The sequence below is a fragment of the Fluviispira vulneris genome (genome assembly GCF_014281055.1).
GTDB classification, from domain to species: domain Bacteria; phylum Bdellovibrionota_B; class Oligoflexia; order Silvanigrellales; family Silvanigrellaceae; genus Silvanigrella; species Silvanigrella vulneris.
The window spans coordinates 69,615-81,102 of sequence record NZ_JACRSE010000003.1; the positions used below are offsets into that span (position 1 = coordinate 69,615).

General features: G+C 30.5%; 11 protein-coding genes. 1 reads left to right on the forward strand and 10 read right to left on the reverse strand.

Annotated elements, in window-relative coordinates; translation table 11 throughout:
- The 8 genes from H7355_RS07095 to H7355_RS07130 all read right to left on the reverse strand — a co-directional run bounded on the left by H7355_RS07095 (position 1) and on the right by H7355_RS07130 (position 7,820).
- The gene (locus H7355_RS07095) at positions 1–1,233 is read right to left on the reverse strand and encodes an MFS transporter (RefSeq protein WP_186646098.1); all 1,233 of its coding nucleotides are present in this window, start codon (positions 1,231–1,233) and stop codon (positions 1–3) included.
- 2 nt (positions 1,234–1,235) lie between these two features.
- Entirely contained in the window at positions 1,236–2,435 is a 1,200-nt protein-coding gene (locus H7355_RS07100) for an AMP-binding protein (protein ID WP_186646101.1), read from the reverse strand.
- Positions 2,425–3,486 (reverse strand): hypothetical protein, encoded by a 1,062-nt coding sequence (locus H7355_RS07105; RefSeq protein WP_186646103.1) that lies wholly within the window; start codon positions 3,484–3,486, stop codon positions 2,425–2,427. Before H7355_RS07105 ends, H7355_RS07100 begins: the two co-directional genes overlap by 11 nt.
- Positions 3,473–4,300, reverse strand: a complete 828-nt coding sequence (locus H7355_RS07110; protein ID WP_186646105.1) for an NRDE family protein — start codon at positions 4,298–4,300, stop codon at positions 3,473–3,475. The genes H7355_RS07105 and H7355_RS07110 overlap by 14 nt, the downstream gene beginning before the upstream one ends.
- Before the next feature lie 7 nt (positions 4,301–4,307).
- Positions 4,308–5,228, reverse strand: coding sequence for a 1,4-dihydroxy-2-naphthoate polyprenyltransferase (locus H7355_RS07115; RefSeq protein ID WP_186646107.1), 921 nt, complete (start codon positions 5,226–5,228; stop codon positions 4,308–4,310).
- Positions 5,225–6,043, reverse strand: coding sequence for a 1,4-dihydroxy-2-naphthoyl-CoA synthase (gene menB, locus H7355_RS07120; protein ID WP_186646109.1), 819 nt, complete (start codon positions 6,041–6,043; stop codon positions 5,225–5,227). The genes H7355_RS07115 and menB overlap by 4 nt, the downstream gene beginning before the upstream one ends.
- Before the next feature lie 124 nt (positions 6,044–6,167).
- Positions 6,168–7,052 (reverse strand): ABC transporter substrate-binding protein, encoded by an 885-nt coding sequence (locus H7355_RS07125; RefSeq protein WP_186646111.1) that lies wholly within the window; start codon positions 7,050–7,052, stop codon positions 6,168–6,170.
- A 360-nt stretch (positions 7,053–7,412) separates the two neighbouring features.
- Positions 7,413–7,820, reverse strand: a complete 408-nt coding sequence (locus H7355_RS07130) for a hypothetical protein (protein WP_186646113.1) — start codon at positions 7,818–7,820, stop codon at positions 7,413–7,415.
- 571 nt (positions 7,821–8,391) lie between these two features.
- Between H7355_RS07130 and H7355_RS07135 the strand changes: the two genes are divergently transcribed.
- A complete protein-coding gene (locus tag H7355_RS07135; RefSeq protein WP_186646115.1) occupies positions 8,392–8,790 on the forward strand; it encodes a chorismate mutase in 399 nt (132 codons plus the stop codon).
- Between the two features lie 143 nt (positions 8,791–8,933).
- Here H7355_RS07135 and H7355_RS07140 read toward each other — a convergent pair whose 3' ends face one another.
- Together H7355_RS07140 and H7355_RS07150 are read right to left on the reverse strand one after the other, a co-directional pair.
- Positions 8,934–9,341: a hypothetical protein gene (locus tag H7355_RS07140; RefSeq protein WP_186646117.1), complete on the reverse strand. Its 408-nt coding sequence runs from the start codon at positions 9,339–9,341 to the stop codon at positions 8,934–8,936.
- A gap of 980 nt (positions 9,342–10,321) precedes the next feature.
- Positions 10,322–11,485 (reverse strand): iron-containing alcohol dehydrogenase, encoded by a 1,164-nt coding sequence (locus H7355_RS07150; RefSeq protein ID WP_186646119.1) that lies wholly within the window; start codon positions 11,483–11,485, stop codon positions 10,322–10,324.
- Positions 11,486–11,488: the final 3 nt, after the last annotated feature.

The window sequence follows — 11,488 nt, forward strand, 5'->3', positions numbered from 1 at the left end:
TCAATTATTTTTGGCAATATTACCTTCAAAGAAATCAAGAGATGTATTGTTTGTTTCCTTTAAGAAATAAAGAGAAATTATCCCAAAAAAGAAAAATACTGCCACAGAAATCATAGAAGCATACCACATATTAGAATAAACATAGGCAAGCCATGGAACAAGAGCATTTATTCCGACCAGTGACGCACGCGAAAGACTTGAGATCATGGATGCAGCAGTTGAACGTTGATTGGTGCCAAAACTTTCCACAGCAAGAACCATAAAAATCCCTGGATATCCACTGGCAAGACCAATTAAACATAAAATAAAATAAAACGAATTTGCATTGAGTGAAGAACCTAATCCAAATAATGAAACTGCACAAACCATGAGGATAAGAGCAGAAAGGACTGCAAGCCTGCGACTAGCAGTTAATTTAGCAATATATGGAAATAAATGTGATCCTAAAAATGAACCTATAAAATAAAATGCTAAAGATATTGATTGATTGACAGTTTCTTTCATCCCAACCTGTTTAGCAATTTCTGGGGCAAAATTAATAAAAAATGCCATAAACCAAAATGGAATATTTGAAAATGTGAGAGCAAGAATTTTAAACACAGAAGTTTTATTCGCTAATAATTGTTTAATATTCCCACGTGCAATATTTTTTTGCTGCTTAATATTTTTAAATAAAATAGAATCAGCAAAAGAAATTCTTGCCAAAAGGATAATTATACCAGCAATACCACCGATTAAAAACATTGTTTGCCAGTGAAAAGCACTGCCAATATAAGCAGCGAGCATACCACCCACAATACCAAATGAATAAACAACTCCAGAAACAAATCCACGTTTTTCTGCTGGTAAAATTTCACTTAATAGCGTGATAGATGCAGCAAACTCTCCTGCTAAACCGAGCGCTGCGACAAAACGCATGGCAGTAAAGATCTGAATATCTGTTGTAAAAGCATTTATAATAATTGCTATTGAGTAAAGTAAGATCCCAAATCTCACAGCTGACAATCGACCGAATTTATCACTCCAAATGCCACTTAAAATTCCTCCAAGGACAAGACCTAACGCTTGGGCATTAAACATATATGCCCCAACACGCATAAAGTCTTCTTCAGGCACCCCTAAAGATCTTAAAACCGGAACTCGCACGACAACAAATAAAGACAAATCATAGAAATCAATCAAATATCCAATTGCTAGGAAGAAGACTATAAACTTATAATTTTTATTTTCCATAACTATTCCTTTAATTGTTTCGGATCCATTTTATGAAGCATAGAATTTAGCAGAGTGCGTTTTAGTTTGCCAAGATCAGTTCGAGGAATTTTATTTATTTTATAAAAACTTCTTATTCTTTCAAATGGAAAAACTTGATTATTGAAATCATTGAGTATGCAATAAATATTTTCATAAACTATATCTTCATTATCTTCAATAACAAGAACAATTGATTTTCCTAGTCTCAAGTCATTTTGCGCAATCAAAGCAATATCATTCTGCAAAGAATATTTCATTTTTAGATCTAAAATAATATTTTCTAAATAACTAAGATTAACATTTTCGCCGCTAATTTTGATCACATCATCACTTCTACCGATGACAGATAAATAATGCCCTTTAACTTCACCAATATCTGAAGTTGTTATATATTTAATTTCTTTGTCATCATTTAATTTACAAATTTTCTTTGGATCATGAAAAACTATATTTTTATCATTTTGCAAAATATATCCTGTAAGCAGAGAATCCCCAGCAATACAAATCCGCCCAACTTCATCACACCATACCTGTAAATGATCCAAAATTTTTAATTGAGAAAAACCTATTTCTTTTTCGCATAGAGGCAGCGCTGTTGCGACTTGAGAACAGCATTCTGTCATTCCATAACTAGGTAGTAAATTCCAACCTAACTCAATCGCTTTTTCATACAAAGTCTGAGCAAGAGCTCCTCCACCAACAACAATAGCTCGTATCGATGGGGGACATTTTAAAGACAATTGGACAATATCAAAAATTTGAGTTGGAACAAGAGAAGAAATCGTTGCTCCACTCTCAATTATTTCTTGAACAAAATGAAATGGTGACCATTTATAATTTTCACAGTATAGATTTATCAGTTTTGCTTGGCTCAAAAAGGCTCTTGAATATAAAGAAAGTCCACCAATATGAAAATAGGGAAGTGTGTTTATCAGAATATCTTTTTGCGTGCAGTCCAAATGCCTATTCACACTTAAAGATGAGTTTAATATTGCTTCTTTTTTTAACGCAACCCATTTTAATTCCGTACTTGAATGCGCAGTCGATCCCGACGTAGCTAGAAAAATATGTGACTCCAAATGAAATTCACTTGCAATTTTAACTATTCTTTCTTTTTCCTGTATGGGAATCCGTGGATTTATAAAAAAATGATAATCATCAGAGTACCAATCAATATTCACAAATATCCCTCCAGCTTTCTTTTTCAAGCAATTCGTCGAATCCAAAACCTGTTCCACTATAGTCTGGTGTTAATCGAGTTTTGTTCAGACTTAATCTCTCTGAGTATGCATTTTCTTCATAAAGAAAGTTTGTCAAAAACCCACAATATTCCTCATACATCGGGTAATCTTGATAAAATAAAGCAGCTTCATAAAGTGCACAGAGTTGCCCAAAAGGATGATCCATATAACTTGTAAAAACCACTTTATCAAGCTTTACTGTGTTAGATTTTAGTATATTTTTATGTAAACTTTGCTGTGCAGGCTTTATTATTAAACGTTGCAAAAAAGCATCTTTAACATCGTTAAGTTCATCTAAATGAAAAACAGATTTATGATCTAAAGCTAGTTTTAAATTTTGCATTTCCTTTATAAGAAGAGTCCAATTTTTATAATTAAATTGACATGGATCCTCAACATAATCAATGACATCAAAAAAACAATTAATACTTTCTAAAAAATGAAGAGCTTCTTTAAAACTTAAAGTAGAATTAAAATCTAAGCGCAATTTAAAATTAAAATCTTTTAACAAACAATAATTTTTCTGAATAAATGAAAAATTATCTTGAAGACTCTTTCCACATTTTATTTTAAGCAAATGAAAATCTTTATCCTTTAAATACGATAAATTTTTTTCTGTTAAATGCTGAGCATCAGTCATTGTCCAGTGGTTTTTAGGCAACAATATATTCTGAAATGCATTTAATTTATTTCTTCGATAATTAGCGTCAAGTCTTGCAAAATATAAGCTCTTTTTAAGAGTCTCTGTTAATTTCTTTGTTTTAAGACACTCTTTCTGTTTTGCTAACGAGAGATCGGAGAGTTCTTCAAAGACAAAACAATCTGAATAACCTATTGCCAAATCTTTAAAATAAACTTTAAGCAAAAATCCTTCTCTATCACGTAAGTCAATAACTTTTGCATTTAAAAAAGACTTCGGTTTTAAACGATAAGGAGAAATCGCTATCGAAGATATATTGCCATATGGGTCTTCAGTATCAAGAAATTTCATATTGAACACGAATTTTTTTTGAGATTTCTATTTCTGTATTTTGTGTATAAGTTTGTTCATATAAAAAAATAGCTGGCTTTTCTTCTACACCAAAAAAAAGAGTAGATCGCGTTCCGTATTTATCACCATCAATAAAAAGTGAGGATAAAAATATCTCCATCTCTTGAGACACTCCAGTGTTTGGTAGTTCAGCCAGTTCATATCTATTTTTATTCATCATTTCTTTTCGAAAATAATGCCAATAATAATCACTTTCTTGGCTTTGCATATTCTCTGAGAAATACTTAAGAAAAATACTTTTTGTAATGCTCACTTTGAGCCAATTTGAATCAAGTGTTCCATTGCTTAAACCAAATATGCATTTCTTATCTTCACCATAAGTAAATATTACTTTTTGTTCTAATGTTTTGCTATTAAAAAAGATGATCTCATGCTCATCGGAAAAGATAAGATTAAAAAAGTTATAATCATTTGCTGTTTTATTCAACTGAGATAAAAAAGATTTTGCTGATATAGAATTGCGCAAAAATTCAGTTATTATTCCTCCACGCGATTTCATATTATCTTTATGTGCTTTTAGATCTCGGATATTGGTTAAAACAGCCCACTTTCCTTTCCATTTGTTTTCGCATGCAAACCAAGTTCCCTTTTGTTCTTCATCTCTTGGGCCAAATATTTGATTACCACGATCTGAATATTGCAAATTCCAACCTTGTATTTCAGTACTCATTCTCCCGCGAAATTCATCTCTATTAGATATAAGAGCAATTGGAATAGATTTTATTTGATTCACAAGCAAAAAAAGTGTGCACAAAATATAGTTACCTTATAAAAAAGCCTATTGACATAAATATACCAAAAAGCATTTGAACAGCAGCAGACATTCCTAGAAATTTATTAAATAATGGAGAAGGTTCGTTTACTATTAGACCTCTTGTAACGTAAATTGCTAATGGCATTGATATTAAAGGGAGTAAAGCAACAAAGATATATCCATTTAAATACCAATATATATTTAATAGATAAGCAAAAGAAAATAGAGATGCGATTTCTAATCTTGCAAATTTTTTACCAAATATAGCAGCAAGTGTCATTTTATGAACTTTTTTATCTTCAATAGAATCACGAAAGTTATTAATAGAGATCAGTACCGTAGCTAAAAATCCAATTTGTAAACTAGCTATAAATGCATGCAAATGAATGGAATTTGTTTGTAAATAATAAACACCCAGAACCGCAACAATACCAAAAAATAAAATAACAAATAACTCCCCAAGCCCTTTATAGGCCAGAGGATATGGGCCACCTGTGTATATATACCCACAAATAATAGAAATCATTCCAACTATTAATATAGGAAAACCGCCAGATACAATTAATGGGATACCAAAAATTGATGCCAGCAGAAAACAACAAAAACCACCAAATAAAACCTGCCTAGCACTGAGCAGACCACTTTGTGTCATTCTTTTTGGGCCTATGCGCTTCTCGTTATCTGCCCCTTTATTAAAATCGATCGCATCGTTGACGAAGTTTGTTCCAATTTGAATAAAAATAGAACTCAATAATGCAAATAAACTTAAACTCCATTGCACCTTTATATCGTTCGTCTTTAGTTCAGAATATGCAACAGCTGTAGCAACAAGTATAGGCACAAATGCTGCAGCCAAAGTTTTTGGTCTAGCTGCTAAAATAAAAGCATTTAATTTGGATTGCTCCTGTGCATGCTCAATGGAGATCATGGAAACCTCCCAAACTTATTAAAATCTGGTTTTCTTTTTTCAACAAAAGCTTCTTTACCTTCTTTTGCTTCTTCACTCAAATAATAGAGAAGTGTCGCGTTGCCTGCTAAATCCAATAATCCCATTTGTCCGTCACAATCCGCATTTAGAGCTGATTTTAAGCAACGCAAGGCGAGGGGAGAGTGTGCCAGCATTTCGCGACACCATTTTAAGGTTTCTTGCTCAAGTTCATCAACTGGCACAATATGATTTACTAAGCCCATATCAAGAGCTTGTTGGGCATTGTACTGTCTACACAAAAACCAAATTTCTCTCGCTTTTTTCTGCCCAACGATACGCGCTAAATAGCTACTGCCAAGCCCGCCATCGAAGGAACCCACTTTAGGACCTGTTTGACCAAATTTTGCATTGTCCCCCGCGATTGTCAGGTCACAAACGATATGCAAAACATGTCCTCCTCCAATGGCATAGCCAGCAACCATTGCCACAACAGGTTTTGGCATGGAACGTATGGATTTTTGCACATCTAAAATATTGAGACGTGGAAGACCATCTTGCCCAACATAACCGCCATGACCACGAACTTTTTGATCTCCTCCAGAACAAAACGCCTCTTTGCCTTCACCCGTTAATATGATGACCCCAACATGTGAGTCTTCACGACAAATTTCGAGCGCAATTAAAAGTTCTTTCACAGTTTCTGGACGAAATGCGTTGCGCACATGTGGTCGATTGATAGTTATTTTTGCAATTCCATCTTCTGTCCGCTCAAGCTTAATATCTTCAAATGATTTTATGCTACTCCAAATATTCATTTTTAACTCCTAATTTCGATAAAAACGCAAGGTGTAAAACACTGCCCCGTTTTTATATCATTATAAAACATAAGGACAATATCAAATGAAAAAAAATAAACATTTTTAATAACTAAGATTTTTATCATTCAACAAAGTAGGCATCATGGACCAGATTTTTTGAAAGTTTTATTTTCCATTTCTTTAACTGGAATTTACTGAAAATAATACTACCTTTTTCTAAATATACTGGTGGGATTGACTTTGGCAAAACGCGTGGGTGAATTAAAATCTTTTCTGCTAATTTTGCAGCTTGATAAGCTTGATTGCTTTGACTTACAACGATTCCTGCGATTGCTTTGTCTTTTCCAACAGAGTTATCCCACAATCCAAAAATAGGAGTGGGCGAGTTTTTGGATGACCATTTAATCACTTCATCTGCATCTATTTGACTACCTAAATCACTTTTTAAGCTTTGATAATATCCTGCTATAATGACATCGTAATTTTTCTTAGAATTTAAAACAATAGCTTGCCAGTTTAAATAATTTTCTATTCTCTCCACTTGAAAATGAATACCAAAAATAAAATTATTATTTATATTTTTTAATATTTCTTCATATAATATTTCAGATGATCTGCTTCTATCAAGCAAAATTAATGCTCGCTTAGTTTTTGGTAAAACCTGTTTTAAGTAAGAGGCTGTTTCTAAAACAAGTGGTTTTGCATATACTCCGGTAATATAGAGAAAATCTTTTGAAATCAATTCAGATGGATCTTTCTTTAGACCTAAAAAAACTGTTGGTATTTTTGCATGATTAAGTTTATCACTTAGAATTCTCAGCGATAGTTCATCTACTAAAATAACCAAATCAGGTTTAAATTTATTGATATATTCCAATGTGTTCAACAAATATTCTTCATTTTTTATCTTTAAATTTTTATTATATTGTAAAGAGTGATATGAAAGAATATAATTAGGACTTAAATAATCTGAAATAGACTTCTTATAATTATTTCCAAAAGTCATTTCTGTCTGAAAGCTCTCAATAATAAGAATTTTCTTTTGTTTTTTTACAAAAGACTCGCAAGAAATAAAAATTAAACTTAAAAATATTATAATTTTTAATACGCTTTTTATATTAATATCTCCTCAATAGTTATTTAAAAATTTCAATATGAAAAATCAATAATATTATCGGATTTTATATAATAATTCTTAAAGTAAGAAAATTGATTAAATATAAATTATATATATTTATTAGATTAATATCAAAATATTAGAAATCTTATTTTAGAAAAATAACAGAATTGGGTGCTTGTTATATCACCTTATCAGCTCAGTAACTTTGCACCCAATTCATATTGATAATTTTTATTTCAAAAATTATTATTTTTTAAATAATCTGATAGAGTCGACTACTCTTCCATTTTGATCTACTTTAAGCAAACGAATATAGCCTTTTGCTTCATCTCCTAAATTATGAACAACTTCATAATTACTATTTTCTAGTGCATAAAGTGTAGTCATGCGGTTTGTTGCGACGGGTTTAACTACTAAGTTTCCATCCGTTTGAAAAACACCCATTCGTGTACATCCTTCAACATGACCTAAGTAATTAAAAAAACATGAGTTTATATCTTCTGTTACTGAAACACTCTCTTTTGAAGTAACATGAAGACTATAGACTCCTTTTCCAACAACGTAATCACTTTCCCAGTTCGAATTTAATTCTAAATTATGAGCAAAAGCAGATGTGGAAAATAAAAACAAAGATGCAAATGCAATATTTTTCATATATATCTCCTTAAGAATATATTTTATTTGTAGCAGAATTTTTCTATTGCTTCTTAAAATATTTTTTATTTAAAGTCAACATTTTATTATTGACTACTTTTATAGTAGAATCTAAGGTTATGGTTTTATATTTTAGAAAATTTTATAATCAATACCTTTATTTATTACCTTTGAGATTAAAATCAATATTCTTTACTATATAGTAATATACCGTTTATATTGATTTCAGTATCCATTTTAAAATTTATAATAATCTAATTTAAAAAAATTAAATATTACAAAAAAAATATAATTTGTCTATAAATAGCGTATAATACTCTAAGTTAATATCTATTTTATTTAATATACCTCTTAATACTATTTAAATTGGCCACCCGAAATTCAGAAAGTCAGAATTTTTCTTCAAAACTTGCAATTTTCAGTCTAGTACAGTATCAAAACTCACCTTAATAAAGCGTGAACTGAGTTGAGGCAAATTGCACTTGGAATTCAATTGCTTGGAAAAAAATTATTAAAATATTTTTTTCCCGGTAAAAATTTTGTACTTAAATTAAATATATAGGAGCTTATTTTGAAAAAAATATCATTATCAATTCTTTGTTTGTTTATAATGCAATTCAATATTTCTTGCACTTCAGTTTTTTTGAAAAATGAGAAAAATATAACTGTTGATGAATGCCAGGATTTAAATTGTGTCCGTACCAATATAGATGAGATAAACAAAAAAATAGTTATACTCCTGTCTGAAAGAATGCAATATGTCATACAGGCTGGAAAAATTAAACTTAAAAATAATATTACTAATGCTGAAGATAAGACGCGAGCATCTCAAGTTATAGAACAATCGGAAAAATTTGGAGTAGAAAACAATCTTCCCCCTGGTTTTACCAGAAAAGTATTTGAAGAAATAGTTAATGGATCGATGCTTCATGAACAAAAAGATATGGATAAAAGTAAAAATAAGGATTAGTTATTTAAATTTTATAAATAATAATTTAGCATTCGATAAATTTATTTGCAAGTAAAACAATATCTACAATTTTTTTGGTGCCGAAGATCCTTTATTAAGTAAAAGATCTTCGGCACCTCAATTTTGATTATTTTATATGATTATTATTTTTTAAATAATCTCACAGAATCTTCTACATTGCCATTTTGATCTATTTTAAGCAAACGTATATATCCTTTCGCTTCATCGCCTAAATTATGAACAACTTCATAGTTACTGTTTTCTAAAAAATAGAGTGCAGTCATGTGGTCTGTTGCAACAGGTTTAATAACTAATCTTCCATTTGTTGGAATAATACCCATCAATGTGCATCCCGAAACTCGACCCAAATAGTCAAAAAAACATCCATTCGTATCTTCTAATACTGAAACATTTACTTTTGAAGTCACTTTAAGACTATAGGATCCTTTTCCAGCAACATAATCGCTTTGCCAGGTGGTATTTACTGGTAAATTGTGAGCAAACGCAGATGTGGAAAATAAAACTAAAGACGCATAAGCAAGCTTTTTCATATATATCTCCTTAAGAATATATTTGTTCAGTTACAGAAATTTATTCTTGCTTTTTAAATTATTTATTTTTAGAAGTCAACTTTTTATTTAGTCTCATTTTTTCAGCATTACCAATGGTTATGGTTTTTATTTTACAAAATAATATAGACATTATTTTTTATTTAAGAAATCAGAAAATAATATCTATATTATTTAAACTTTAAAGATTAAATATTTATTCATAATTTAATCTTACAATTTAAAATTTATTAGGATCTATTTAAAAAAAAATAAGTATTTTCTTCTATCATTATTATGAAAACAATTTTATTTTTGCATTTATTATTCTAAAAATAAGAAGAAAATATCAAGATTAATCAATATTATTATTAATAGCATTAAAGTTGGCTGCCCGAAATGCAGAAGTAGTAGGCTCTTGAACGAAGTAATAGAATCAAACGATCGATGGATTCATAATCTTAGCTATGTTAGGACTGATAGAGACATAAAACTATTGAATCTAAAATTTTGTCTCTAATGTGTCATAATAAAAGTTTCAATTTTTGTGGATAAGAGCTAAATGAAAATTTCACTATTTATTGACAATATTATACATCTTTTCGCATACTTTATTCTTTGTTTAGTTTTTTATACGATAAGATATTTATCTTTACATTCAAAAGAAAAATTTAAACCCAATAGGTTTTTTGGCTATAGAACAGAACTTGCCTTTAAAACACAACAGAATTGGATAATTTTAAATCTTTGTTTTTGTAAATATATGCTAATTATGTTGCACTTTTATATTCTGATAAATATATCATCCACAGTTCTAAAGTATCTATTATATGATCTAAACCAAGAAGAAAAGATTTTAGTTTCTTTTTCTTCAATTTTATTATCTCTAACAATGATATTTGGAATATCTTTAGTATTATTAAAAATGCAAAAAATAGAAGAGGAGCTTAAAAAGTGTTCAAAATGAGAGTAATATTATAATCTCATTTTTCAAAAGCCAAATCCAAAATTTTTCCTATTTCCTTTGCTCCAATATTGCCATGTTCACCAAGCTTTTTCCCACCCGTTACTTTCATAACTTGTTCAGGAATTGCTTTTAAAGCCTTTTTAGTAATTTTATATTCAGATAGCCTTGTTTTGGCCCCCAAAGATCGAAAGAATTTTTCTGTCTTTTCTATGGCCTGTTTGGCAATTTTTGTATCAGAGTCACCTTTAATGGCAAAAACTTTTGCCCCGTAATGTGCCAATTTTTTCTTTTTATTTTCAAATTCATGTTTAAGTACAGCGGGCAAAATAACAGCGAGAGTTTGAGCATGATCCAAACCAAACTGTGCAGTCAATTCATGACCAATTTCATGGGTTGCCCAATCTTGTGGAACACCTTTACCAATTGTGCCATTTAAAGCATTTGTTGCACACCACATTAAATTTGCTCTTGCTTCATAATCATCAGAGTTTTTTAATGCTTTTGGTCCTTCTTCAATTAATGTCATTAAAATAGCTTCGCTCTGTCTCGTTTGTAGGGGCGCGTTTACAATATAGGTTAAATATTGCTCTGTTACATGAACAAAGGGATCAATAATTCCATTTATAATTTGTCTCTCTGGCAAACTAAAAGAAAATGTTGGATCGAGAATTGAAAACTTTGGAAAAGACAATGGGGAAGAAAAGGCCCGTTTTTCCTTCGTGCTGCGTCTTGAAATGACACTGAACGTGTTCATTTCGGAACCAGTTGCAGATAGAGTCAAAACACAACCTAACGGTAGAGCCTCTTTAACTTCTTTCCCACATAAAATATCCCAAGCATTTTTACCCTTATACTTTACTGCATGGGCTATAAACTTGCAGCCATCGATGACGGACCCCCCTCCCACCGCAAGAATAAATTCAACACCTTCTTTCTTACAAAGTTCGACAGCTTTTATAAGTGTATCAAAATCAGGATTTGCTTCAATCCCAGAAAATTCAATGATATTTTTGTTAGCAAGTGCACTTCTTATTTGTTGATAGACACCATTTTTTTTAATAGAGCCACCACCAAAAGCAAAAAGGATATTAGATTTATCTTTTAAGAGATTTGGCAATTCACCAATCGTATTCTTTCCAAAAATAACATTCACTGGATTAAATAATTGAAAATTATCCATATC

Bases quoted from the DNA above. Each gene is read 5' to 3' on its own strand.
- H7355_RS07140 (WP_186646117.1), bottom strand. From the start codon at position 9,341: ATGAAAAAGCTTGCTTATGCGTCTTTAGTTTTATTTTCCACATCTGCG.
- H7355_RS07150 (WP_186646119.1), bottom strand. From the start codon at position 11,485: ATGGATAATTTTCAATTATTTAATCCAGTGAATGTTATTTTTGGAAAG.
- H7355_RS07130 (WP_186646113.1), bottom strand. From the start codon at position 7,820: ATGAAAAATATTGCATTTGCATCTTTGTTTTTATTTTCCACATCTGCT.
- H7355_RS07125 (WP_186646111.1), bottom strand. From the start codon at position 7,052: ATGACTTTTGGAAATAATTATAAGAAGTCTATTTCAGATTATTTAAGT.
- menB (WP_186646109.1), bottom strand. From the start codon at position 6,043: ATGAATATTTGGAGTAGCATAAAATCATTTGAAGATATTAAGCTTGAG.
- H7355_RS07105 (WP_186646103.1), bottom strand. From the start codon at position 3,486: ATGAAATTTCTTGATACTGAAGACCCATATGGCAATATATCTTCGATA.
- H7355_RS07095 (WP_186646098.1), bottom strand. From the start codon at position 1,233: ATGGAAAATAAAAATTATAAGTTTATAGTCTTCTTCCTAGCAATTGGA.
- H7355_RS07115 (WP_186646107.1), bottom strand. From the start codon at position 5,228: ATGATCTCCATTGAGCATGCACAGGAGCAATCCAAATTAAATGCTTTT.